This is a genomic window from Granulicella mallensis MP5ACTX8 (assembly GCF_000178955.2).
Classification (GTDB): domain Bacteria; phylum Acidobacteriota; class Terriglobia; order Terriglobales; family Acidobacteriaceae; genus Granulicella; species Granulicella mallensis.
Window position 1 is genome coordinate 3,670,761 of sequence record NC_016631.1, and the last position, 26,240, is coordinate 3,697,000.

Annotated in this window: 24 protein-coding genes; 1 reads left to right on the plus strand and 23 read right to left on the minus strand. The window is 51.9% G+C overall.

Annotated features, from left to right (window positions below; all coding sequences use genetic code 11):
* Positions 1-30: 30 nt before the first annotated feature.
* Positions 31-537 carry a ribosomal protein bL12 gene (locus ACIX8_RS26215; RefSeq protein WP_014266153.1) on the plus strand — a complete coding sequence of 169 codons (507 nt, stop codon included), beginning with the start codon at positions 31-33 and terminating at the stop codon, positions 535-537.
* Here ACIX8_RS26215 and ACIX8_RS25655 read toward each other — a convergent pair.
* From ACIX8_RS25655 to ACIX8_RS14880, 23 genes are all read right to left on the minus strand, one after another.
* A complete protein-coding gene (locus ACIX8_RS25655) occupies positions 531-3,128 on the minus strand; it encodes a hypothetical protein (RefSeq protein ID WP_014266154.1) in 2,598 nt (865 codons plus the stop codon). The genes ACIX8_RS26215 and ACIX8_RS25655 overlap by 7 nt on opposite strands.
* A gap of 142 nt (positions 3,129-3,270) precedes the next feature.
* Complete coding sequence (locus tag ACIX8_RS14785; RefSeq protein WP_014266155.1) at positions 3,271-3,972, minus strand: hypothetical protein; 702 nt, start codon at positions 3,970-3,972, stop codon at positions 3,271-3,273.
* A gap of 55 nt (positions 3,973-4,027) precedes the next feature.
* The gene (locus ACIX8_RS14790) at positions 4,028-4,684 is read right to left on the minus strand and encodes a hypothetical protein (protein WP_014266156.1); all 657 of its coding nucleotides are present in this window, start codon (positions 4,682-4,684) and stop codon (positions 4,028-4,030) included.
* A 217-nt stretch (positions 4,685-4,901) separates the two neighbouring features.
* Positions 4,902-6,167, minus strand: a complete 1,266-nt coding sequence (locus ACIX8_RS14795) for a hypothetical protein (RefSeq protein ID WP_014266157.1) — start codon at positions 6,165-6,167, stop codon at positions 4,902-4,904.
* A 728-nt stretch (positions 6,168-6,895) separates the two neighbouring features.
* Positions 6,896-7,291 (minus strand): hypothetical protein, encoded by a 396-nt coding sequence (locus ACIX8_RS14800; RefSeq protein WP_014266159.1) that lies wholly within the window; start codon positions 7,289-7,291, stop codon positions 6,896-6,898.
* An 18-nt stretch (positions 7,292-7,309) separates the two neighbouring features.
* Entirely contained in the window at positions 7,310-7,774 is a 465-nt protein-coding gene (locus tag ACIX8_RS14805) for a pentapeptide repeat-containing protein (RefSeq protein WP_014266160.1), read from the minus strand.
* Positions 7,775-8,116: 342 nt separating this feature from the next.
* Positions 8,117-8,614: a pentapeptide repeat-containing protein gene (locus tag ACIX8_RS14810; RefSeq protein ID WP_014266161.1), complete on the minus strand. Its 498-nt coding sequence runs from the start codon at positions 8,612-8,614 to the stop codon at positions 8,117-8,119.
* A 167-nt stretch (positions 8,615-8,781) separates the two neighbouring features.
* A complete protein-coding gene (locus ACIX8_RS14815) occupies positions 8,782-10,056 on the minus strand; it encodes a hypothetical protein (RefSeq protein WP_014266162.1) in 1,275 nt (424 codons plus the stop codon).
* 423 nt (positions 10,057-10,479) lie between these two features.
* Complete coding sequence (locus tag ACIX8_RS14820; protein ID WP_150110611.1) at positions 10,480-10,980, minus strand: hypothetical protein; 501 nt, start codon at positions 10,978-10,980, stop codon at positions 10,480-10,482.
* A gap of 50 nt (positions 10,981-11,030) precedes the next feature.
* Positions 11,031-12,029 (minus strand): hypothetical protein, encoded by a 999-nt coding sequence (locus tag ACIX8_RS14825; protein ID WP_044176815.1) that lies wholly within the window; start codon positions 12,027-12,029, stop codon positions 11,031-11,033.
* 2 nt (positions 12,030-12,031) lie between these two features.
* On the minus strand, positions 12,032-12,907 hold the full coding sequence (locus ACIX8_RS25660) for a lysozyme family protein (protein WP_223295345.1): 876 nt from the start codon (positions 12,905-12,907) through the stop codon (positions 12,032-12,034).
* A gap of 51 nt (positions 12,908-12,958) precedes the next feature.
* Positions 12,959-14,194, minus strand: coding sequence for a hypothetical protein (locus ACIX8_RS14835; RefSeq protein ID WP_014266166.1), 1,236 nt, complete (start codon positions 14,192-14,194; stop codon positions 12,959-12,961).
* 409 nt (positions 14,195-14,603) lie between these two features.
* Entirely contained in the window at positions 14,604-15,911 is a 1,308-nt protein-coding gene (locus tag ACIX8_RS24655) for a hypothetical protein (protein ID WP_150110613.1), read from the minus strand.
* A 185-nt stretch (positions 15,912-16,096) separates the two neighbouring features.
* Positions 16,097-16,807: a lysozyme gene (locus tag ACIX8_RS26565; RefSeq protein WP_396247608.1), complete on the minus strand. Its 711-nt coding sequence runs from the start codon at positions 16,805-16,807 to the stop codon at positions 16,097-16,099.
* Positions 16,808-17,473: 666 nt separating this feature from the next.
* On the minus strand, positions 17,474-17,971 hold the full coding sequence (locus tag ACIX8_RS14850) for a hypothetical protein (RefSeq protein WP_014266170.1): 498 nt from the start codon (positions 17,969-17,971) through the stop codon (positions 17,474-17,476).
* 755 nt (positions 17,972-18,726) lie between these two features.
* Positions 18,727-20,907, minus strand: coding sequence for a hypothetical protein (locus ACIX8_RS14855; protein ID WP_014266172.1), 2,181 nt, complete (start codon positions 20,905-20,907; stop codon positions 18,727-18,729).
* Complete coding sequence (locus tag ACIX8_RS14860; protein WP_014266173.1) at positions 20,908-21,279, minus strand: hypothetical protein; 372 nt, start codon at positions 21,277-21,279, stop codon at positions 20,908-20,910.
* Between the two features lie 306 nt (positions 21,280-21,585).
* On the minus strand, positions 21,586-22,209 hold the full coding sequence (locus tag ACIX8_RS14865; protein WP_014266174.1) for a hypothetical protein: 624 nt from the start codon (positions 22,207-22,209) through the stop codon (positions 21,586-21,588).
* Complete coding sequence (locus ACIX8_RS25665) at positions 22,187-22,897, minus strand: hypothetical protein (RefSeq protein ID WP_014266175.1); 711 nt, start codon at positions 22,895-22,897, stop codon at positions 22,187-22,189. The genes ACIX8_RS14865 and ACIX8_RS25665 overlap by 23 nt, the downstream gene beginning before the upstream one ends.
* Positions 22,898-23,043: 146 nt before the next feature.
* A complete protein-coding gene (locus tag ACIX8_RS14870; RefSeq protein WP_014266176.1) occupies positions 23,044-23,613 on the minus strand; it encodes a hypothetical protein in 570 nt (189 codons plus the stop codon).
* A gap of 435 nt (positions 23,614-24,048) precedes the next feature.
* Positions 24,049-24,216 (minus strand): hypothetical protein, encoded by a 168-nt coding sequence (locus ACIX8_RS25975; protein ID WP_190273669.1) that lies wholly within the window; start codon positions 24,214-24,216, stop codon positions 24,049-24,051.
* A gap of 346 nt (positions 24,217-24,562) precedes the next feature.
* Entirely contained in the window at positions 24,563-25,249 is a 687-nt protein-coding gene (locus ACIX8_RS14875) for a hypothetical protein (RefSeq protein WP_014266179.1), read from the minus strand.
* Between the two features lie 702 nt (positions 25,250-25,951).
* Entirely contained in the window at positions 25,952-26,221 is a 270-nt protein-coding gene (locus tag ACIX8_RS14880; RefSeq protein WP_150110614.1) for a hypothetical protein, read from the minus strand.
* Positions 26,222-26,240 lie beyond the last annotated feature (19 nt).

Here is a 26,240-nt window from a genome sequence, read left to right on the forward strand (position 1 = left end):
ATTGCCGCGCTACGGACGGGAAAAGGAAGCATGAACAACTGGGATCAATGGATCAGGCAGTCGTTGCTGCCAACGGCCGCTGTCATTCTTATTTACGAGATCATCAAGGACCTGATTCGAGGCCTGGGCCTCAGTCGTTCCGAGACAAAGCAGCGCGAAGATCAGTTCAACGGCTCCGGCTCATCCAATCAACTCAACACCAGTCAGATTGACACTCGCATCGATGCTCGTATGAACTCCATACTCGATGCCAAAATAGATGCTCGCATCGGCTTTTTGCTCGGCTCTCCCGTATCTGGCCAGATGGGCACCTCTGCGGCGGAATATAAAACCACCTTCACCGTCACCCTGAAAGAGCGCGGCAAAAACATCATTGGCACCATCAAATTGGTACGAGAGGTCACCGGCCTTGGCCTAAAAGACGCCAAAGACCTGGTAGAGGGCGCACCCAGGCCCCTGAAGACGAACCTCTCAAGAGAAGAGGCTACGGTGATCGCTAAAAAATTCGAGGGCATCGCAGCTATCGAAATTCAGTGAACATCGCTAACGTTAGCGCCTCGTTGGTACTCGGTCCATCCATAGAGATTGGTCCTGGGCGTTCCACTGCTGGGGAATGCTGCAGGTGCCAGAGATTTCAAGGTGATCGGTGGACCTTGGAATCTCTGATCGTTATCTCCCACACTTGGTTGTGGCATGCTGAAATAGTTGGAGCCCCTCTCAGGGGCCGATCCATATCCTGTGTTTAACGAACGGAGATACGGAGAGAATGGATTATTTACGGGGTTGGTCGGATCTGAACTCTGAGCGGCCAATCCCATTGTATTTGGAGATATACTCCGTGGGGTGAGATTCTGCGGCCAGGACGCTGCAGATGGAGGCTGTGGATGTGGGTGAAGTACTTCGTGTGGTACGTTCTCTTTCGAATATTGGCTGCCGTATTGGTTGTAATTGCGATCACTCAATGCACTCTTCCCGTTCTGGTCTTGCTCTACGGGCTGGTTGGCGGATTGATTTGGAAATTGTCCGATATCGTTTTCACGAAGTGGGTTCATCCGCATATTCAATCTCGATCCAATGCTTGGATTGACGAAAGCGTCGATGCCCGGCTGGATGCCAGGTTGGACTCCCAAATCGATGCCCGACTTAATACCCAGATTGAGGCCTGGCTTGATTACCGAATTGATGCCTGGATTCGTGCCCGAATCGACGAGGGGATCGACGCCAGAGTCACCATGATGAGTGACCATATCGCTCGAAGTATTGCCGACTCCCAGGAAAGAGGGGAACGTCCTGACAGCTCCAGTAATTCCAGTGTTGACAACTCCTTCGGAAAGCCCCGCACCTAGTCCATTTAAACTATTTGCAATTCCCGTGCGCACAGGAGTGGACTTTATTGTGTTATTCCAAAGCTCTTCAGGCACACCATGCAACAGCTTTGAACCAGCTAAATGTGGATTGCTCCAAGTAGCCGGAGAGCGCAGCTCTTGGAATGCATTCTTAGCAATGGTCTCTGCAATTTCTTTTGCCCCATCCAGGCTTGAACCAGGTATTTCCTTTGCGAGCTTACTCGCCACGAGACTATTGCGAGCCTGCAACAAAGGCGCTTCCAGACTTGGATCTGCATTGTAGAGCTGTTCAGCAATATTATTGTGAATGTCATGTGTAGCGCTAATAACACTATTTGTTGCTGGATCGATCTCGCGATTTTTGAAGATATAGTCGTTGAGATTATTCAACATGCCATGGACATCCGCCGCTGACATCGCTTCCTGACCACTCAGGTATGGATCGAACTCGCTACGAAGATTCCTGAGACTGTTTGCCTCATCTGTAATGCCAAACTGCTTTTGCAACCCCGCGATCTTAGGATTGATGACATTGTCTATTGCTTCTTGCACTGTAGAACTGGGGATCTTCGCTTCTGAATTTGATGCGGCTTGGGAGGCAATCTCCGCGTCGCGCGTTGCTGCTGCGTTTAATTGATCGGCTAATTGTCCCTTGGTCATTGCGAAGCTGGTCCGCGGACCTTCTCCTAAAGCAGCAACTCCCGGTTCGGCTCCGTTAAGGTGGATATCTTTACCTGCATTTAATGCCCAACCCATTGCCTTTGGAGCGACCGTATCCTGCAGAAACTCCCCAGCTCGTTGAACTCCCGGTGAAACTGCTTCTACACCCTCCCCCGCTCCAGGACCAATAAACGATGATGCCAGGGAAAGTGCCGGAACAGTACCATACTGAGTAACAGCTCTGCCATAGTTTCCCCTTGCCCATTCTTCTCGCGCAGCCTCAGGATTCCCACCAGCCGCTGCCACGAATGCGTTCGGAATATTCCATCCGGAAAAACCACCCTCGGAACTTCCACGTGCCAGTTCATTCGCGCCGTTGTCACCGGCTCGAAGCATTCCTAGAAATGTTTCCCTCGGATTAACTGCAAACGCTAAAGGAGAGAGCGCCATGCCTCCTAGGGCATTGCTGATTTGTGTGCTTACCGGTATGCTTGCATGCGCCACAGGTGCCTGCACAGGCATTTGAGCTTGGGCGATCCCTCTGGCATTGGCACTCTTGCCTGCTTCTTGCTCGAACTCCTGCTGCTGCTGTTTGTATTCAGCCTGTGTTTTTGCAGGCCTCCACGTCTTTCCCTGCGAATTTTGTGCGGCGATTGAGGGCGAAGCTGCGACTGGTGCATTTCGCACAGGCAGGGCTTCTCCTGGCGCAACTGGGTGCGGGTCGGCACGCAAATCGTCCACATATCTTGAATGTTCTGCGGCCCCTATCTTGTATCCCTTATAAAGAGCATCACCGACATTGCTATATGGGATATTGATGTCTCTTCCATAAGGGTCCGTTACCTTATACGTGCCCTCACCCTTCGGATTTTCCGCAATGTCCGGCGTTACAGGATGCGGGTCCGCCCTGTAATCCCGTCCATAGCGTCTATCTTCGAAAGGAAGAAGATGATATCCCATACCTACAGCATTTTGTACGTTACTGTAAGGCACCGCAAGGACATTCCCAACAGTATCAATCACTTTATACGTGCCTTCTCCCTGAGGATTGACCGTGATATCGGGCTGTTGTGACGTCTTCTGTTGAGGCTGCTGTCTATTCTGTGATGACTTTTTCGGCATAAGTGGCTCTCTTAGAAAACTTTTGCGGAATACAAAATGCGCGGACAATTTGCGAAGAACTAGAAGGCATACACGCAAGGGCTGCCAACTTTTACCTAAACAACGATATGTTGCCCGCTGAGAGCTCGCAGCCTGCAACTTATTACCTTGCAGCAGCAACGGGTCGTTGAGTCATAATCGGATACTCCATCGGCCAAAGCTCGCGGCACTTCGCTAAATCGAACGGAGCCTTGCACTGTGGGCAGCGCGGCAACGTCGGCTTCACGAAGGCTCCACAGCCATGGCACTCACGCATCTCAACTGGCTCAGCATTGATCCAGTCGCGATGTTGCTTCAAATAATGCGCCGCCTTACGATGCATCGCCTGGATCTGCGCAAGACCGCTATCTCCCTGCAAGGCAAGTGCATCTCCGGCAGCCAGTACCTCGCGCATCTTGGCCGTAAGCTTCTCACGCGCCGCTGACAACTCCTCCCGCGTAGGCTTTTTATCCGCAGCGAGAAAGACTCCCCAGGCGCTCAGGTCAGCTCCATCACGATGGCCGACATTCAAGATAGCCTTCGCAACGTCAGCACCTGTCTCATAGGTCCAGCCCAGCGAGCCTTCGCCACGGTCGAACTCATCGAAAAACTCTCCTGGAACAACCAGCGGCTTCGAATAAGCCTCGCCCGGCTCACAAGCCGGCACATGAAACGTTCCTAACGAGCCTAGTCCGCGCGTATGCTTCATCTCATAGATATTGAAGATATACAGTGGTGGATTGCGCTTCAACGCATCCGGGATAGGTTGACGTGCCCGTTTATTGAGCCCACCAACAGCGGAGGCTACTTCATTTGCTGTAATCATGCGTCTCCTTTGATCTCATGCAGCGGGAAGCGGCAAAACGTCTTCCCTGCTCTGTCTACGGTTTCCTGCTTGCCAATATCTGGCGCCCACCGCGCCTTCCCAACTCCGGCCTTCTACGCAGCAGATCTTCGTGCGAAATATTGATCTGCATATCATCCGGCCGCTTGTCCGTCGAATGCCCTCCAAAGCCTGAAAACGCCGCACCGCGCATCGCCGCAGTCTGCACATCATCAACGGCATCGGAGATCTTCTGTCGCTGCTGCAACTTACGATCTTCCTCACGCTGCCTCAGGGCTAGTTGCTTCTCTGCAGCGCTGTACAGTCTGCCTCTCTCAATTAATTGGGCAATCAGTTCCATCGCTTGCGCGTTGCAAGGCACCCCCTCACCCAACGCAAAGGAAAAGTTGTAGTAACCATAAGCTGGGTAGGGCCCAAGAATGCTCTTACCGCTCTCTACATCGAAGTTCTTAATCTCCCACTCCGCCCGCGACATCCCGCCGGTATCTTCCTCGACAGAGAGCCACTTCTCAAGCACCCACTGCTCGCCAAGATTCGGATACTCCGGAACCATCTCCTCATAGCTCCAGATAAGTTTTTGCGGAGCCCAGACCGCGCGATAGATATTTTCTCCAAAAGGATTCTGGCCAAACCGGCGAAGAACGCGCTCAGCGGTATCGTTCCTGGGGCCAACGTAGTCATTACGAATAAGCATGAAGGATCTCAGTTCTCCGGTGTGGTGATTCTTGTTCTTGCTTTTCTTGCTGTCATTCCCGCAGGGAACCTGCTTTGTTTCTGGTCATTCCGAGCGGCCAACGAAGCGAAGGGCGAGGAACCTGCTTCCTCGCCCTTCGTTCATCCCTCACAAGCGTCGCCCCAGAAGGCAAGAAACCTCACGGGAAGCACGATCCCTCGTGCCTCCCGCAAAGCCACTAGTACCCAGCAGGCAACTGCAGCCCATCCATGAACGCCCCAAACCGCGGACCATCCATACAAATCTGCATCCCCGTAAACAGGTAGAAGATATTGGTGGTCTGGATACCTCCGGTCGTGTCATACGTCGGGAAGATGGTCTGGCCATCGACGTCGTAGTAATCCATCGCCCGATTCTCAGCGCGGAACCAGTGGTCCGGAGCCAGCAGATCGATACGTCCCGGCTGCGCATGAATGGACACCAGCGTCGAACGTCCCGCGATCGTCGTAGGCGCATTCTTCTTCAGCATGTCCTGCGAGCTCGAACCCGCAACCTGGTTCGTAATGACCTGCGAGACCACAGAGCCCACATTTTCCCACGCTGCCTCTTGGTCCAGTCCGAGATGGAAGAGCATGGAGTCCTTCGCACCCGTCGCCGCACCCAGGGCACGCCGCTGCTTCTGAATCAGCATTCGAACGAGGGCAGCACTGATCGGCACGTTCCCGGCGCCAACGTGCGGCGTATCGAGCTTGCCGGGATACGCCGAACGTTGCAACTGCATCCACGTGCCCACATTCGAGTCCACATGGTGATACTCGATGCCGAACAGAGACGAAGCGGCCGTGCCTGGAGCGCCGTCGATGATAAGCAAATCACCGGGAACGGTACCGGCCGGTACCGGGGTTGCTGCGGCGAGGTTCAGCGCCTTATTATTGGCATCCACCGAAAGAATGGTCACCTTGCCGCGGTTCGTTCCACCCAGCGCAGAGAAGATCTGGATGTCCTGATTGTCATAGAACGCATTCGCGTTGTTGACAATAATCTGGAACGAACCGACGACCGTCCCCGTCCCCGGCGCCACCGAATCGAGAGTCCCCGATCCGTCCGTGTTCAGAAGCGCCTCCACAAAAGTGCGGAAGCCTTCCATCGCATTCTCGAGCTCGGCCTTCGCCGCATTCTCTACGGCCTTCTCTTTGCTGTCGGTCGAGATCTCGGTGAGATAGCTCATCTCCGACGCAAAGGCCAGATAAACCGGCGTGGCCTGTGCAATGTCGTACGTCGTGCCGGACCCACGGCCAAGACCGCCGCCATCCGGATTGACCTGGCGAGCCTTGCCGCCTGCCAGGATCTTCAACGGGATGCGCATATTCCGCGAGGAGACCTTCTCCACATCCCGCTTCATGATGCGATCGAACAAAGAGTGATCCTGCTGATAAAGCAGAGGCACTTTGTCGCGCACCTTCTCAAGCTGCAAACCAAGGGTCTGTGCATTGAACTGAGACATATTTTTCCTGTAAGTCTTTTGAGCTTGCCGGCCACCGATTTCATGGAAAACAGAGTGTAGAGAATAGAGTGTGGAGGATAGAGAAGGCTTCTCTACGCTCTACACTCTATTCTCTACACTCTGTTTTTCCTTCCAGCCTCGGCTCTGCTGAAGAAGAGACCCTGCAGCAACCACGCGTTGAGGCAGGTTCGCGCACCTGGCCTGACTACAGGCTTCTTTGCGGCTCGTCCCGGTTTGTGTTCAGGGTGTCCGTATCCCTGCGACTCACCACGAATCTTGAAAGAGCAAGAGGCATATGCAGCAATGCCCGCAGAGCTTTTCACGTCCGCTCTTGTCTTTGTTTTTCTTTCTGTCATTCCCGTAGGGAATCCGCTTTGGCTGTTGCCGTTGGCTTTGGCTGTTGCCCTTGCCTTTCTGGTTGACATTCCGAGGCGAAGCCGAGGAACCTGCTTCCTCCCGCTCTTCGCCAGTTGCAGCAACAATGCCAGGCCAAACACGGGAGGCCTAAAGCGCTTTTCGGAATACAACAACCCGTGCCGCAACCCACTGGATCTTCCCACTGGGACTCCATCGTAAATCAGGAGTTCTAACTCGCCGTACCAGGCCCAGCGAGACGGGCACATCAGGTTGTGAACTACTCAAGAACTACTATGCCAGAAGAACGAAAGGAACCCAAGCAAATTGCAGTTAGAAATCTTTATCCCAAAACCGCACGTTGGTTGTTCTATTCATTTAGCGAATATTCCGTATCCAATCAAGAGCAAAAGAGCCACGACAATCAGCATCATGCGAACTCCTAACAATTTGCCAAAGAACCTGATAACCCCCTGAGTTTTCGAACCTCGAGATTGCATCCGATTCAGAACAACCCCAAGCCGTCTCCAATCCGCTTCATATGGCCCAGGATTTGCCATTCTCTGCATAGAATATGGCAGCTCGAAATTGTGGTAATAGAGAATCGACTCAATATTCATCTCTCGAATCATATCTGGCAGATTATGAAGACGATCGGCTTCCGCGGCGCATTCTTCTAACTTTCCGTTCCAACCCAATACGCGAATGCGGAGCAAGCCCATCCGAAGGATATCAAGCAAAATACATCTAAGCTCCTCTTTATCTGACATAAGCATCCTCAGAAGACATCAAGCAGTTTCATCTTCCATTAGGATAGCGCCATGCTCCAAGGGCTTGAACTCTTCAGGCAATATCGTGTGCCGATCGAAGCTGGCATCCTTAAAATGTGCGCTATGTAAATTATGTGCCAGCATGGTCGTGCCCCGGAGATTGCAGCCTTCAAAATTAGTGTCGGATATCTCAGCATCGCTCAGGTCAGCTCGTGACAGATCTGCATGCTTGAAATTTGTATGATTCAACCGGCAATGATGAAAGACCGATTCATGCAAATACGCCCGCGCAGCATCCACCCCGATGAGAGAGGCTCCACTAAAGTTAACACGTTTGGCTTGCGCATCCTCCATATTTGAAGCACGTAGATCACAGGAGACGAAAGATGCCCCGTTGAGGCTCAACCCCATAAGCTTCGCTCGATGCAAGTACAAACCATCGAAACAAACGCCCTCCGGTGTCATCGCGTTAATGGTCATCATTGCGTCTTATCATCAATAAAGTAGATATTCATTTTGATCTCTGCTGCGAACTCATTTAGGGTTGGAATCGTTGGGTGGGTTATTCCGAGTTGCAAGATCAGGCGTAATTTACATAAAAAACATTGGCTTTCTCAGGCCAAGCATCCTTCGAACTGCTGAATGTCGAGTGCCCATTCATAATGATTTCATCCCCACAAATGGGAGGCTTGACGAAAGGTGGTGCATTTGGAGGCCTTCGCTCTTACCGTCGCTCCCGAGGCAAGCATGGACAGATTTAAAACGAGCTTCAGCCCTTTGATCTACCCTCCCTATTGGGAGCGAGCGGCTACCCACAAAGAGAAATCATTCATCCTCTACGAGAATCGCGCCATGCTCCAAAGGGTTAAACTCTTTCGGCCAAACCGTATGCTTGTCGAATTTAGCTCCTGTAAAAATTGAACTTTCCAATTCCTCCCCCAACATGATCGCACCGCAGAGATTACAGTTTTCAAAATGAGTATCCAGCATTCGAGCACCAGTCAGGTCTGCACCAGAAAAGTCAGCGCCCTCGAAATAACCCACAGTCATATCGCAATTACGAAAAATTGAACCACATACCTTCGATCCCCGTAAGTTAAATTGCCCTAAAACAGCATTGGTAAAATCGACGTTTATAGCTTCAGCATCGAACATATAGGCTCCCCAAAGAAAACACGACACAAAAGATGCTCCATTAAATTTTAGTCTATGGCCCATCAACGAATGCAAGTGCATCCCATTGAAGCACACTCCTTCCGGAGTATCTGCATCAACATACATCTCAACAGTTTCTTCTTTTTCGTTCACATATATGATGTACATATTTACTCACCGTTGATACGGGGATATTTATATCCTGCTCAGTTGTTCTAAGCTCGATCCAGCTAAAGATCCCCCCTGTCAGAGCACAAGATGATCCAACCGGCATGAGTATTGCTTGCCCTACCCGGATTATATGCCGATATGACACCTTCTTCACCATGCATGATTTAGTCACCAGGCTTGAATCCAGGCCTGACCTTCAGTTCGCGGAAGGATCGTGTTCCACTTTCAGGAATTGGCGCTACGCCACTATGAACCTGTGGTATTTCGGTCGGCATAGTGCCATGAATATCTCCGGCAACAATTCTATGATTGCCGTTCCAAACATCTCCACCAATTACCCTGATCGGCGGCGCTACTTGCCCTTCATTCAGCAGATCAATATTCCTATTAATATTCCCTACCCAAACGTCCTGGCGCATTGATCGATACGGTATGTTTGAGTTCTTCAGCCATGCCCCAATCTCGTCAGGTGAAAGATTAGACTTCAACAGATCTGTTGGATACGGCGCTTCTGGCGACATAGAAGTGTCGCCAGGGGCAGCACCACGAACCAAGTCAAGCGATCTGGGGACTGCATCGGCTGCCGCATTCAATGGTCTGCCCCAACCAGCCCTCCTGGCCCCACCTTCCACAAGTGGAGCAACCTGTAGCGCCATACCTGTCAATGTCCCCATCGCTCTAGGGCTGCTCCACACCTTGCCTACGTCCTGCAGGTAAGAGTTCCCCGGATCGCCCATACCGTTCTGCGCGGCATAGTGCATTGCTGTCCTCAGCCCATCACCCAGGACAGGAACAGCCTTGGCGGCATGGACAACCGCACCAGCATAATTGGGCCCATATTTCGGCGTTTGATAGCCATAGGGAGTCACCCCCAGATCCCCCAGGGCCTGCCCAGTCTCCGTTAGGCTATTCATCGCCGTCCCGGCAAGTCCCCTTAGCTCAGGAATGCCAGACATCGGATTATCGATCGTTGCCCTATTCAAAGCTGTCTGAAAGGGGTGCTGATCCGCGGCAGCCTGCTGCTGCATGCCAGACATCGTCTGAATAGGATGACGAACCTGATGCAGGATCGGCGCAACCCCCAGGTTATCGGCCAAGGCATGGGCGTAACCCATGGCACCACCCTGTCCACCGCCAGAGTAGGCTGTTTGCCGTGGTGCTGCCCCTGACGTAGCGGCACCTCCATTAACAGGTGGATTCGTCGAAGCTCGCGGCAAGGGTGAGGGAGGCTGGAGCGGATACGCCTGCGAGTCCGTTCTAAATCCATCACCATGCAATAAATTGATGGTGCGTTGCCCAAAGTCGTTACCTGCCTGTCCTAATAGAGAACTGAGCGGATGCAGACTCTGAACTTTTTGCGTAGAGGCTTCCCAGGGGGACGGCTGTTGCGGCGGCACACTCGTGTTCGTGCCGGTTGGATTAACGCTATAACCATCCATGATCTTCTCCTGGTTTGTAATTGGATCGACACTCCCAGCACCGCAGGATTCCGGCCTGCTATCGCACCTGTTTGGCCCGGCCATTCACGCAGGCTTTACCATCAAGCACATCGCGCCGCGCCATAAAAGCCCAATCAATGGGGCTCGAATCCGGCTGTCGCATGAACAGCCATGGCTCTTCTAGGCCGCTGGCTTATATACCTGCAGCAGGTCTTGTTTTATTGCTTGTTTTTCGCAGCTTGCTTGAATCCTGGGAGGAATTCGATAGGTGAAATTTCGGCATTTCGTGTTAACGCAAAATGCTTGTTGGGTCAGACGCTACCAGACTTTATTCCTGAGGTCTAAGCGTCAAAATAAGAAGGGAGAATCCAGAGACCTTCAGGCCTCGAGATTCTCCCTCATCATTAACTCAATGCTAACAAATTACATCTTAGAATTAGATCGCTTTGCCTGTGTCCTCAACGGGCGGTATCTACCCGCCACAAAATGGAAGACCTCATCCGACATGGTTGTCTCAATATAACTAGTGGTGATTTGCGGATAACCTGAATCATCAGGCTTACCAACTTGAAACCAGTCTGCTGTAACTTCTAAGATCACTTCAGGTTTGCGCTCCCCTCCGTGATTATCTACTAGCCAGAACGTAGTTCCGTGGGCACCCGTGAGGGGAAACTGTTCAACAAGCAAATAGAGCTTGTCATTCGAGTTACTCCTAGATACTCGAATGGCAATGAACCATTCCTTGGGAACCGGTCTTGCAGGGTGGATGGCGTCCGCAAGATTTTGTTGAATAAAATTTTCTTCCGATAAGAGTGTGAGAATTGCCGGTGGAACAGGAACGGGGTTGTGTATCTTGCAAAACTCGATCGCAAAGTGCTTCTGTTCCTTTGGATAGCGAGCAAGCGTGGCCTGATGGAGTACCACATACCTGCAGGGCCAGATCCACCCCTTACCGTAAAATGTAGCCAACAGTGTCAGTGATCTTTCTTACTGCGAAGGAAAACATATTTTCCTGCTACAAAGTGAAAGACAAGGTCCGTCATAGATACGGCAGTCTCTCGCACAGCAGTAATCACTGGGTAGCCAGAAATATCCGTTTTCCCAATTTCCAATTGATCCGTCGCAATTTTAAAGATTACGCGAGGCTTGATCCCGTCCCCCTCATTCGTCACCAACCAGAAGGTTGTCCCATGCGCTCCAGCAAGGGAGCCATTTCCGACAACAAGATAGAGCCTGCCCTTCGAATTTGGCTTCGATACCAGGCTGGCGGTGAGCCAACCGTTTTTGGGACCTCGATTGATGGGCCATCCATGATCGTTCAAGGCTTCTCGGACGAACTCATCATCCTCAGATAGAGTTTTGAAAACATCTTCAGGAATAGGCACGGGGTGCTGTACCGTTGGAGTTCCATCATCTGCATTGAATGACTTTTGCTCCCTGTAATGGGGATCAGTATATTGACGAGACAGAATATACGTCCCCGCCACAAAACGAAAGACGCTATCTGTCCTTGCTGTCGTCGTCTGCTGTGAAGCAATGATCTCCGGATAACTAGAGGCATCTTTCTGGCCTATTACTAGCCGGTCTGCTGTAATTTTGAAGATCACTGAGGATCTATTATGTTCCTTCTCAGTCTTCAATAGCCAAAACGTGTTTCCGGGCACCCCGGCGAAAACGCCCTCCCATGTCGCCAAATAGAGTTCGCCTTTCGAATTCGAAATAGACATAAGTCCAGGCGAAAACCAGCCTCCCAAATATAAACTGCTATATGCCTGCCGGACATCCTTGTCTTCTGTTAAAAGGTCGTAAACCTGCGAAGGAATAGGTACTACGTTATATTGACCCATTTGTTTTTCATATTCTATGTCGAATCTATGCTGTTCATGAAGTGGTTCGATCTGAGACTGACACCACACAGCACTTCCTAATAGGCACACAACAATGGCAAAAACTTCCAGAATTCTACGATGCATTCTCATTTACACTCCGGCGCGGATTGGATTGCCCTATTGTAGGCCGCTATCGCTTCCTCTGGACTCTTTCCACCTTGACGATAATGATCACCTGGGAGGCTAGCCCATTCAAGGCTGCCCCGGTGGAATACGGTCGGCCAATCGCCTTGCATTGCCGGACTTAGCATGCGCCTCCTGTTTTCAATCAAATCGTTTGCGGCGGCATCTTGACCGGCATGAGAGAAGTCGGTATAGCCGCGATCACGTGCGGTATCCCCCAGGATTTGGTATGCGCCAAAGGCATCGCTTTTTACGTATTTCTGACCATTGCGATACAGTTGGACGTCAACATCAGGATGACCTGAGAGCGCTCCCGGATCGGCTATTCTCGCGTCCCTAGAATTCATTTTCAATCGAATGCCGTCTAGATTCTGCGGATTCGCAATAACCTTCCCTCCCGAGGCGAAGCTACCATAACCTCCATCAGGAAGACGATTCATTCCCTCCGTATCCCTGATCATCCCCCGCAACCCCGCCAGCACACAAGCTCTACTATAAGCACTCATTCGCCCAGGGGCCTGACTGCTTCCCTGTCCATTTTGCAGAGGATTTGCCATCAGCCCGCCGCCCGTTGCAGCACCTCCACGAAGCGGTGGGTTCACAGGTGACGGTACAGCAAGAGCAGGAGGAGTGGAAGGTAGAGGGTAGATTTGTGCATCCGTTCTAAAGCCATCTCCATGCAACGCGTTGAGTGAGCGCTGTCCCAGGTTATTGTCTGCTTGCCCCAGTAAAGAACTGAGTGGATGCAGGCTTTGAGCCTTTTGCGTAAATGCATCCCACGCAGACGGCTGTTGCGGCGGTACGCTCGTGTTCGTATCAGTTGGATTAACACCCATCATCTTCTCCTGATTTGTCATTGGATTGCTGCCTTCAGGGCCACAGATATCGATCTACCACCGCACCTGTTCCGCTCTACCCTTCACATAAGCTTTGCCGTCGAGCACATCGCGCCGCGACGTGCGGGTCCAGTCAATGGTGTTCGAATCCGGCTGTCGGCCAGGCTGCGCCGCACGGCCCGTTCCAATATCCACCGGTGCCTTAATCACAGGCCTTGTCGCCCCATAGAACTCGCGATGTACCTTCTTCACGATCTCCGGCAGCCGCTTGCCGACCTCAGCCTTGTAGTTCGTGAGAATCTTGTTTCGATTCCCTTCAGCCAATAATCGGTCGCGCCTTTGAACAAACCCTGAATCCCCACGCAGAGCCGCATCGAGTTCGGCAGTAATCACTCCCCGGAGCCGGGATTTCGCTTCGGGCGAGAGCTTTCCTCCAGACAGTTGATCGATGATCTTATCCGCCTGCGTACCACCATCTCGCTCAATCTCATTGACAATGCCACGCTGAAACTCCGCCGTCTTGCCCGCCTCAAGCTGTTGACGGTCAGCCTCCAGCCTCCTGCGCTCAGGCTCAACCCGCCGCTGCGGCGCACCGTGGAGCGTTTGAATCAGCGGGTTGTACCAGTTCTGCAGATGCTGTGCGAGCCCTGCCGTCTCCTCATGCGACGACAGCACCTGATGGATCGCCTCCATCAGGCCACCAGGTAGATGTCCTGCCATCATGACGCCCGCAATATGTTCGAAATGCTCAGGACTCGTCTCCGCCAGCTTTGCCATCGCTGCCGGCACAAGCTTCGAGAAGCCTTCCGGAGCAACATTCGCAAGATGCTCGAGCACCTTCGCATCCCCCATCGCAAACTGCTGGTCCAACCCCTGAAAATACTGCCGCTCCTGCTCGATCTGTTGAATCCCTTCGTCGCCCCCGAGCCGCTCTTTGAACTCACGCAACGCACGAGCTTCGTTCAACCCACCGGGAAACTCCTTCTTCAAGGCAAGGTCCGCGAACCATACGTTCTTCAGTCGGTTCGCCAGCTTTGGATCGATCAGCCGCAGGTCGTTAAGTGCCGAACGCAGCGCAGGAGGAATCTGTCTTCCATCACCCGCAACATTGGCGTCAGCGGCAGCCTTATCCCCATCCCCAGAATCGGAGGCCTCGTCGTGCGCCTCTTCACTCGGATCAGCGCCAAGAGCAGGCTCCTCTTTGCCGGTAACCACTCCATCCTCATGCCCAGAATCCATACCGGCATCCACCACGTCCCTATCAACCGGCTCTACGATCGCGTCATTCATAGCCACTTAGCTCTTCTCCCCGGCAACCTCAGCCACTGTCTCCAGCGTGAAGGCACCAATTACCTGTTTATTGAGGTCGAGTGTGAGTAACTCATTCACCCGAACCTTTTCATCCCAAATAGCGTTTTTGACACAGGTCGACAGTCTCGCAGGCAAGACCGTGCCAGCCGTCATTTGCCTGCTATCCCCAACGGTCCCTATCTCATACAGCGCAGCAAGACCTGTCAGAGGTCTGTATGTAAGCCGATGCCTCTGCCATCCAATAAAACAAATGACTTTAGATACGGAGGGATTGCCTGGCCGGCGAATCACCCAATATCTAAAGCCATTTATATGTAACATTCTGGATTTCAGATTAAAGTATCAAATCGCTCCACTTGTTCGGATCAATTTTCAGCACAAGCCATTTCTAATGTACGAGTATGCTTCTGAGCTTATAACCGTCATATGCGTCGATCCATATCGAACCATTGACTAACATGATGCCATCAACATTCTCGAAGACACACCGAGGTGATTCTCCAAGAATCGCCTTTTTTAAAGATTCTGTCATGACCAGATCATAGCTCTCGACAAATTGCCTCTTGGACCTTATCCAAAGTTGACGACTGCCGTAGTAATAGTTAATACGTATAGGATAATGGACGAGTGAGGCTACGTGCGTCTTGTCGTTGCTACGGATCGCATCTTGTAGATTCACAACAAACGCCCGTATCTGGGCGGCACTTGTTGGGCCCCATCCATCGACAGTGCTACTATCGCAACCGGCTGTCAATCCAGGAATCTCGTCACCACAATTACCATGCGCCACGCAGTTTAGATCCAAAGGTGGCGCTATATAAGCCGACCAGGAGCCATCATTGTGCTCACCTGACTCAATAGTTACAACCTTGAACCCATCACCTTTTTTATTGTCTTCGAAATAAACATCCATTTTGCCAAGAATGGCTACCTCAGTATGATCGAAAAGCACCTCGCCTCGTAAGGGACTTGGCAACTGATTCAGCACTAGCTTCTTTACGCGCTCGGTCATGATCCTGTCATAAGTAGCCTCAAATTGCTCTGCCGATTTGATAACCGTTTCCACGTTGCCGGGCGACTCTCCCCTAAGCGGATAAGACACCATCGAGGCCACCTGCCCCCTGTCGTTACTCCTCACGGCAGACTGAAGCCGCTTAAGAAAATTCCGTGCCTGCGCTGCTCCCACAGGACCAAGCCCATCGACTGTCTGAGACTTGCAATTGGCGTCTTGCCCAGCACCGCCGCTACTCTCACATCCCGTAGCCTTGGCAAGCGGTGGAGGAACAGACCACCCCATCAAGTGTCCCGCATCTGAATCGAGTGCTGTGATTTTGAAGCTGGCGCCTTTATCCTTGCTTTCAAAGTACATATCACCGGCGCCCAGTATAACCTCGTCGTTAGTAACGGCTTGGCCGTTTAAACACGTCGGCCTCTGATTCAGCACGAGCCGTTTCACTCGTGCTGTAACGATCTTGTCATAGGAGGTCTCAAACTCCCCTGGTGAACGAATGACTATTTCGCGATTCCCCGGAGAATCTCCTTTGAGCGGGTACTCGACCATCACCGCCACCTGCTGCTTATCATTGTGCCTGATAGCAGTTTGGAGCTGGGCAAGAAACTGCCTCGCATGCGCGGCCCCTTCCGAGCCAAAGGAATCGACGGTGCTAGTCTCGCAAAAAACGGCTGCCTTTTCCACGACTCTTTGCGCACGGACGTGCTGTATCAGCCCGCAAAACAGCAGCAACAATACACTAGGCCGCCGACAACTCCGAGAGGCCATGGCGCTATACATATTCATGGTGGAATTGTATAGCCTCTACAAGAGGCTATGTTTTGCCCATCCTGCGGTGAGGATGCCGCGTTCCATAGTTAGTTAACTAACTACTTCTTTCGGGTAAAAGGAGGAGCACTGCAAACATTTGGATCGTTTAGATCTGGATACGTCCCATTCCACAAGTTGGCATCTCCCGCGCGGCGATAAGGCATGCCTCTTCCACCATTGCCCAACGTCATAATGTCCGATGGGACTCTATTTAACGTTGAGGAATTCTGTAGATCGCTCCAAATATCATGTTTCTTGAAATCTCGCACATTGAAGTACACACTGCCCAGAGAGTCAAACTGACTTTGAGTGAGCGGAACTTGGACATTTTTGTTTACCCAGTCTTCATGTTCACGCGCATGCTGCATAAACCGTACATTCGCGTTAGGATATGTAGCCTGCATATCCTTCTGCGTGCAGGGGCCTGCATGAATCAAATCACCAAACCCAATCGTGCAGTTCCCTCCAGGATGGCCACTTCCATCATGATCATAAGGAGTATCGCTGAACCCCTTGCATCGCTTCATCCAAGCGAGCGCCTGCGGAGAAAATTGATGTCCGCCAACAGTAGCGGGTCCAGCAGGCTGTACCTGCCCTTGAACAGGCTGTCGGGGAATTATTGTATTGAGATGCTTGCGTTGCGCCCTGTCCTGTAGCCGGAGCAGATACACCTCCACGGACTGGTGGATTCGTCGGAGGCCGCGCTGCAAGAGCCTGCGGTGGTGGCGGCGGTGGGTATACCTGAGCATCTGGCCTAAACCCATCACCATGCAGCATGTTGATAGAACGCTGTCCCAAATTATTGCCAGCTTGGCTGAGCGTGGCCCCTAGCGGACGCAAGCTATAAGCATTTTGTATCCATCTATCCCACAGAGAAGGTTTTGCTACAGCCGCTCCCTGCTGCGGCATCGCACCTGACGAATTCGTTTGTGTTGGATCGATACTATAACCACCCATAATTTTTTCCTCTTTGTGTTCGCATACACTCACCTCTCAAGGAGAGACAGAGCGTGGCACACGCGTTCTTGCATATGCCCCCTTGAGCGCGCGCGTTAAAAGTAAAAGCTCTATTCAGATGAATAGAGCTGGTATGACCCGCTATTTCATCCCGATGCACGACTTGCGAGGAAGATTCGACATCGGCATATGTAGAGCTTTCACACTAAATTGAGCGATAAATTGTCACTCTGTGCACTTGATCACTAACAAAGGACGCGCCTGTTTTCATATTCCGCCCAACGGCAACTCTACAAGGCCTACGTTGTCGCCTGATGGTGGAGGCCGATAGAGAATAGAGACGATCTGCCTATTGACCACAGATCGACTCCCGCCGCTAATTCAGACTGCGTTTATACTCGTCATTTCTCTCCTGTATTGGAGATGCAAATGGTGTGCGTTTTCCAGACAAGCACCATCAAATATTGACCTGTCTCACCCTATCCATTTACATAAGATCTGCAAGTGACATCGGGATTTGGCTTAGACAAATCTTTCACGCTGAACTGAGTGACAGGTCGCCACCCTGCGCGCTTGACTGCAGTCAAAAGATGCGTCTGTGTCCATACTCCCCCCAACGGAGTATCCACGAAATCTACAAGCTTGCCCGACCATTTAAAACTTGCATTGTTTTGTACATCGAAGAGCGTCTTACGCCCCTTCTTGTAATAGAACACATCAAAGATCTTCCCACTGGAGCGTCTTGCACCTTCATAGGCGATGACATAGATATGCCTCTCCCCGGGCTCCGTCTCGATACCAAAGGCATAACCCATACGAACGAATTTCACATGCGTACGTTGAACTGCGAGCCAATCGACATCTTCCACGGCAAGACAATGCGAGGCTCCATGCAATAAATCTGGGCCACGCTCTTGGGAATAAGCTTCAACACCACCCCAAAGCATTAGAAGAAACAACAGCGCAAGTTTAGGCATGATTACTTCCTAATTGGATCGTTATATAGATAGATGTACCGTGGAGCATTCTTACCCCACGTGTAAGGCCCGTACTGAGAATAAACCGTTTGTCGACTGTTATCGATAGGGCGACTGGACAAATTTTCTGCACTGTTCCCGAAATAGGTTCTCCCCTGAGCGGTATCGGAACCATCCATGAGCCTGTCGTAGTAGGCCTCTCTCATAATTTGTTGATCGTCGGGCGATGGCGTTCCAACCGTAGATGAAGACATACGATGTGGTCGATGCAACTGAGCGTTATTAATAATCGCATGGGCCTCTGCAGTTTTGCCTCTTGTCAACTCTCCTGGCACACCTCCGGTAAGGCCATTACTTTCGTTGTGCAGTGTTTTAGTTAGCCCCCCAACCGTATTATTACCTACCCTCATATTGTCGAGACCAACAAGAAAAGCATGCTTGGCATCCCCCTGTAATGCCTGGTGGAGAAGGAGGTGTTGGTAATGGCTGATAAACCTGCGAGTCTGTCCTAAACCCCATCACCATGCAAGTAGTTAATGCTTTTTTGCTGGTACGCATTAGCAGTCTGTCCGAATTGTGAACCCAGTGGACGTAAGCTTTGAGCCCTTTGAACAAGCAGATCCCATGCAGAAGGCTGCGCAGCATTTGCTGCCGAAGTCCCTTGCTGTGAGGTCGCTCCCGACGGATTTGTTCCTGTTGGGTCGATACTATAATCGCCCATGATCCCCTCCTTATTCCCTTCGTAATTGAATCGCCTACACTGTCTGTTGCTGTTGTGGCAGCAGCGTAATCCCAGCCTGAGCCGCCATCTGTGCCTGTCCAGCCGGAGACATGTCCTTGAAATTGATGGTCTCCCGCGGAAGCTTCTTCTCCGGCGGCGACTGCTGTTCAGCCTGCTGCGCATCCATCGCCTTCTTGTGCTCCAGACCATGCAACCGCACATTCGCAAACCCCAACGGATTCTGCGCTTTCGCCTTTTGCCCATCAGGAGAATTCACAAAGGTCTGAACTTCTGCAAACTCCACCGCATGCATATCAAAATCCGCATCCACCGAAATCGAGCTCGACTGAAACTGCTGCTGTGTCGGGGGCGGCGGCGCCTGCTGTCCCGCAGCCTGGGCCTGCTGCGCAGCTCCCTTCCACTGCTGCATGGCGGCGGCAAATCCCTGAATATCCGGAATAGGAGTAGCGGCCAGTAACTCATTGATCTCAACCAACTGTTTATCCCGCGAGTCCGCCCCTGGAATGACCAGGTCTTCCAGTCCTAGCAGGTTCTTCGCAAACGCCTGATTATCCGGCTGCTGCAGAATAGCCTGCCCCGCTGACGATGCCCCGAACTGCTGGACGAAGGAGCTAAATTTATTCACCTTCTCCGCATAGGAGTCAGGAAAGTTTTCATCCGTCTCAGGGGTCCACCGCGCCTTCCCCTCGCGCAACGCATCGAAATCCACTGAAACAGTCTCAGTCTGCCCTCTCTTCCCGCTGGATGGCACCAACGCCGAAAGAGTCCCCGTCCTGACTTCGGCTGCAGCACGTACTGCCTGCCCGATCACCGTCGACCAGAACTGAACATACGGTAACCAGTTCAGCCCCATCACTCCCATCGCCTGATTGCGAGCCATCGAATAGCCCGACGCCGTCTGCTGTGCATCCATCTCCGCGCCAAACAACGACGGCTGCTGCCCCGTTAGAAACTGGCACAGCGGCCCCTGCACATCCTGCATAAACGACATCATCGAAGGCGAAGGTTCCGCCGCAGCCTCCTGGAAGAAATGACTCTCTGCCGAAGCATCGTTCTGCCGCTCAAACGGTAGATACATCTTCGGTTTCGACTCCTGCTCCGTGATCGCGTCGATGTCGATCGCATCCTGGTCCACCCAGGTCGAAGGAACACCATACTCGAAAGTTTCCTGCGCCAGGTTCATCATGTCGTTGAACGCCTCTTGCGCAGACATCATCGACTTACCTAACGACGGACGATGCATCCCATCACCCGGCAGCGCATGGCACAATGCCAGATGATCGTCCATCGACTCATCGCGGCTCTCGCAATAGGTCTCTCCAGCGAACCCCACGTAGCATCCACGCGGAAAAGCCTCTTTCAGAGCATCTTTATCCTCACCGTCAGGCAGCTCTTCAAACACCCAGGGACGCATCCACGTCCTGCTAAAAGTAGCAAGATACGCACTGGAGTTCCCCGTATTTACCTGCTGCTGGTTCATCCCCTGGGCCACAGACAATCTGGAGATGCGATCGAACTCATCACCACTGTCGCTGGCCGTAATTCTGCTCGCAGCCTCTGGAAACTTCGACTTCAGAAAAGCAACATCATGCTCCGTATTGATCTGCGCATACCCGCACTCCGCAATCGTCCCCGCAGTCATCGGAAATCGCGTCTCGAGCACACCGAAGAGGTCGATCTTCTCCCCCGGTTTATCGTCCTTATCCGATACCGAACGCGTATAGGTCACAACCATCCCATCCGTCCACAACAAACGCGCTGCATCGATCTGTAAGGCCTTTGGAGGATTCTGCTTCTCGATAATCCGGCGAACCTTATTCGCCTCAGCCGCAGCAGCAATATCCAGTGGGTTCATCGGGTCATCGGCTTCGGCCCGCGAGTTCGGGGAGTTCTGGCTGAACACTGCCATAAAACTCTTCGCATAAGCCTGGTAGATATTAAAAGTCTGCCGATAGCTGGCCGCCGTGTCCGCATCCTCTGTCACCGAAGCAAGTCCATTGATCGAAACCAGCGCCTGGTCCTTCGCATCCCACGCCAGATACTGCAGGCCACGATAAAAGAAACGCTGCGTGCGTGCATCCAGCACCTGCACACGACGCGCGGTTGAATCGCGCGTCGTGTGTTTGCGGGCCAACGAAAGCAGAACACTCTGCAGATGCTGGTCGAGCTTATCCTGCTCTTGTTCGTCGGTCACTTAGTCCCCCAATCGGTTCAGGCCCCTCAGGGCGTTTGAAAACTTCGCATTGACAGGCGCCGTATGCTCTTCTTCTTCAAAGTCATCGTCATCATCGTCGCTGCCCAGCACCTCGCGCAGATGTTCCATCACACTCCGCAGGTCAGGATGCTCACGTTCTTCTATCCCATCCGGCCCATGATGCACACACTTATAGCCGTCGAGCATCTTTTCGACCTCACACTTGCCCTCGCAGTCACCACGATCGTGACAGTCGTCCCACTGATCGCGATCCTCATCGGAGACGTCCATCTTGCTGTTTCCCGTAGGCCAATCGCCCATCCTGCGAGCGATATGCCCGCTGCGGTAATACTTGCCTGATTCACCAACCATCACATGCCTCCTATAGCACTTTTTGTAATCACTTCTTTAGCCGCGTTGAATCTACGGCTCCCTCTTTAGCTGCATTGATTGTGATTTTGCTTTTTTTACTGCATAGCCATGAACGAGATCGAAATGATGGAGCCTGCCTCCTGCTCGCGCAGTCAATGCGCCATCCGAACAAACGACAACGAAGAGGGCGTGAAAAAGCGCCAAGATCATAAAGATCTTGACGCTCTTTCACGCCCTCTTCGATATTGTCAAACCACAATTCAGAGTAGAGTCGGCACTCTAGAAAGTTGTTCCAAGCTCAGTCTCTTACTGGCCAGGATCCTTGAACCGGCTCAAGGTTTTTGCGAGCGCCTGGTCTCCCAACTTCGGATGGCTCTTCACAAAAGCGTCAATCTTGCTCCAATAGAAATCACTGAGCCTCGAGTAACGTTCATGCGGCCCATCCACTTGCGTGCGGACACACCAAAGATAGCCTTCTACATAACCACGTTGCTCTGTTTCCGCAAGCTGAAACCACCAGTCGTTATTCATATACCAGTGGGCATTCGTCCACGTATCCGCCCATTTATCCTCGGAACTAGGCTTCCTCTTTGCGACAGGATTCACCCGTTGCCACACCATTAAAACGCTAAGCTCCCTGGAACGAGGTTGAGTCTCATAGAATTTCGTTATCGGATCAGCGAGTTGTTCTGCGGTCGCCTCATATCCTCTTTTGCGAGCTTCCCACGTCATACAATCCGAAATACCGGACAACAGCCCGCCGCGCTCTCCAGGGTTCGCGGCGAGCCACCACCTGCCATTGTATTGGACCTTCTCCCGATAACCTGCTGAAGAAGTAGCCGTCTGAGCCTTGCCTCCAAAGCCAAACCCCAGGATTGAAATGAGCACAACAGTCGACGTTAAAAACCTATTTCGGATCCCTTGGAGCATAATAAGCGGGTTGACTCCTTTTGAATATCTTATTTGCACTCTCAATGCCTACACTAGCACCAATATTATTGATGATCGGACCATACCGTCCCACATCCTGCGTGCCAGGAACCAGCTCTGGAGATACTGTAACAATATGCCCATGTTTAGCCTCGGGAGCAACTCCAAGCACGGTCAATCCTCTTTTAGTCGCAAGGTCTTGTGCTTGCTGAGGCGTTACCGGATACCACGATGAAGAGCGTGGAAGTGTCTCTGCATCCGCGTTCGCAAGATTAGGTTGTCCCTGAGCGTTCACCAGACCATCCACCGGCGCACCGGTTGCCCTCGCAATAGACGTTGTCGCTATATTACAGAACGTCTTCCGATCCGGCTGACCCGGTAGACCAACCGGCTGAAAGGCTGGATTCTTCCGTGCCGCAGCCTGAGCGCCCAACAACTTATATTGTGGCGAACCAGGAGTGATCGCTAATGGCGTAGTAGGCGGCGGCGGTGCCGGTAAAGGAGGATGTACCGTCGTATCTGTTTTAAAGCCATCGCCATGCAGAAGATTTATGGAGCGTTCCTTAAGGCCATCAATAGCCTGCCCCCAATTTGATTCTTCGGCGGGTGCTGTCTCCCCATCAGGGTAATCTCCCGCCCTGCGAGCAACATAACCAGCACGATAATATTTGCCAGATTTACCAATCATTTCCATCTCCTGCAAATGTCAACATATCTTTCATAAAAAAAATGGACACCCCTTAGGGCGTCCGGTTAAAAAAACGAAAACTGAACACTCGAACCAAATCATTCAAACATGCCAGCTGGGAATCAATTTCACATCCCGCGATTCACTCAATAAATATAAAGCGCAAAGATGTTGTATTCACCCGGACCATAGAGATCAAACCATATCGTAACGTCTCCGAGTTCATAGCCATGATCCCCCATCCTGCCTATGCATTCAGGTCTTTGCTTAAGCAATATTTCGCGGGTAGCCGGTGGGAGCAGTCTGTCGTAATTGGCGACAAAGTCACGGCTTGAATTGACATATTTCGGTCTCTTCGTACCAGCCGGCCAGGTGCGCAAGGGATAGTGCATAAAGGTGGCCACTTTAGCCCGACGATCTTCCCTGACAGCAGCTTGAAGGTCGCTCAAAAAATCTGCCGTACCCGCAATCTCATCGGAAGACATCTCGCTGCTGCTATCGCTTCGATCGTCAGCCACACACCCCTTATAATCCACAACCTTTTTAGGTTGAGAAGAAGAAAGCGCAGTAGTTTTCCTTGCAACTTGAGAATGGGCAGGACTGGTAACGCTTCTGGGCCTAGCCTTGCATCCTATTACCGACACCATAACAAAGACCGAAATCCATAGGTAACTCTTCATTTTTCTCGAAATCACAGCCAGGGCGCAGTGCTTCATTTTTTCTTCCTTGAGTAACCTCTCGGGAGCAGGCTCCCGTCGTGTGCAACTCCAACGGGAGGTTTAAATCCAGGAGGAGGAACATATCCGGGAGGAGGCACATGACACGCTGCAGGAATTTCGTTACCTCTATACATAACATCCTCCCCTTCACGTCTCGGAGTAATTCCGCGCCCCCCTGCAAGCAACGTCATTATATCCGAAGGCACAGCATCATACTTTCCATCATGGAAATCGCTCCATGCCTGATGATTGATTACACCGTGCTGATGTGTGGGATCATCCACTCCCATATTGAACGCCTGATCAACGAACGAATGTGTTTGCCCCACGTTCGCGTTGGGGATGCGGCTATGAATATCTCGATAAGGGTCTGCACCATCGTCAAACCTTTTCCTGTCGGCATATCCACCTGACAGGGTTGCGCTGCCGGCGCTACAGATCTAGATTGCTGGGCGTTCTGCTGAGACTGTCGCTGTTGCTAGCCTTGCCGAGCGGCCCCAGAATTGGACGTCTGACTTCCTGCACCTGGTCGCGCCACTCCTTGCTGCCCCAAAGAAGTACCAAAGAAATCCTCGGGTTGACCTGCATCAGCAAACTCATTCCGTCCATCCATCTGGCTCATTCCGTCGCTGGGGACGGAGAAACTATAGGGAGACGCCGCAGAAGATTGAGAATCTGCCCCCGCTACAGTGCCCGCAGCAGACTGTTGCGGACTGGCAGCTTGCTCAGAGTTCTGCCCCTCCAGGGATGCCTCTTGCCCATCGGGCCAGTCGTTCGCCCTGCGCGCCAGAAAACCTGCGCGATAATACTGACCAGATTTGCCGATCATTCCCATCTCCTATAAATGTCAACACCATTTTTATCCAAATTTTGGGGCACCCCTTAGGGTGCCCAACTTGAAAAGCAAAGGTTGAACGCTGATAGGCGTGCGAACGTATATCTGCGATTACTCGCAATGGCCGTCATATTCCTTACGAAGCTCTTTGTCTAAAACCAACCTGACCAACCTATTTTCTTTTGTATCTACGATTGCACCATAACAATGTCCCACCATCTTGTCGGAATTCCCTGCTGCAGATCCATCGGTATCTTTTTTTACAGAATCTACGGAGATGGATACGATCAGACTGTTTCCTTGCCACCACGCAAATTCCACGGCGTAGTGGTAGAGATCCATGTCAGCTCCCACCCTCTTTTCGACAGCATGATGTATCTCATCAGCTACACGGCTCTTAGTATGGGTATTTGGCTTTTCTTCATGCAACCGGGATTCCACATCTCCAAACAAGAGCAAGTCTGAACAGACGGCACATTGCTCGTCGACGATAAGGAGACTATTGCCGTCAGGTCCCCAATGTACGTCCGCCTCCGATTCCAGATACATGATCGTGTGCGTCTTGCTATCGGCACAATCCGTTAGTTGCACGGGGCTGTGGTTGTCCTTTCCGTCAAACACCGGAAACACATCCAGCTTCCACCTTCGATCAGGAGAGGTGAGGGTTTCTCTCTCGTCCCAACGAATGTGGTTCTTTCCTTTTCTTTTCTGTGTCGGGGTAATAGCCTGCAAACTGGAACACACCCGGCTTTGAAGTGGGGCCGCTGGCACATAAGCTTGAGGAAAGAAAAGGAGCATGACGCAAAAATATCATGGTTCTTGCTTCCATCCCACAGGACATTTTCCACCAGAGGTGGCTGGAAAACTGATCGTCGTGTTAAGGTTCTGACGCCCATATCGTTTTCCAAGTGCTTGTGTTGGAAACCTATAAATGTCAATATGTGTATTGGGGCCTGTCTGAGTCGGATCGTTACTATAGTCGGAAACAGACAGTGGCCCGCTAGGCCCACCCAGCCGGGCACTCCTTCTGCCATCTTCAGGCGTCACGAAAATCTGATTTCCCCAATGCCGTAAGGCTGGCTTATCCAATCCCAGGAACCCTGGCCGTACGGCAACCGTTCCAAAAGCCCCCCTTTGATCGAGCCTCCAGCCACTTTGGGATAAGGCGAAAGGAACGCACCATCGGCCTTCGCTTGCGCCCCTCCCACACCTGTAAACTGGGCTACCCCTCGGCACGTTGTCAGGCCATTGGAAGGCGGCAATTGAGTGGCAGGAACTTGTGTCTTTATCTGCGCTACGGGCTGTTGAGCCGGAGGCGCCGGTGCATCCCCATTGCCGGAGGCATTCGCTGGTGGTTGCGCATCTATAGAACTATCAACCACGGACCTCATGTAATTGGAAGTGTCATCGTACTCTGCTTCGCCAGGGTTATCACTTTCATAGTCAGGCAGTCACCTGCCCTGCGTGCCAGATAGCCGGCGCGATAATACCTGACCAGATTTACCGATCATCTCTCTTCTCCTTAGCCTTCTGGACAAACCTCTCTACCTGCCTCATCGATATCCTTCGAGGGTCGTGCGCATCCTCAAACTGCCGCTTCACCTCACGAAACGCTTTGCGCGCGCGAAACGGCTTCGGAATGGACACAGGCTTCGAAGCCTCAAGAACCATGTCCTCAGCCGGAACGATCTTAGCTGTCTCTTTTGGCCACAACACAATCAACAACACATTGATTGCAATGCTCACAACAAACAATGCGTCGATCATCACCAACCCCTCCATAAACATC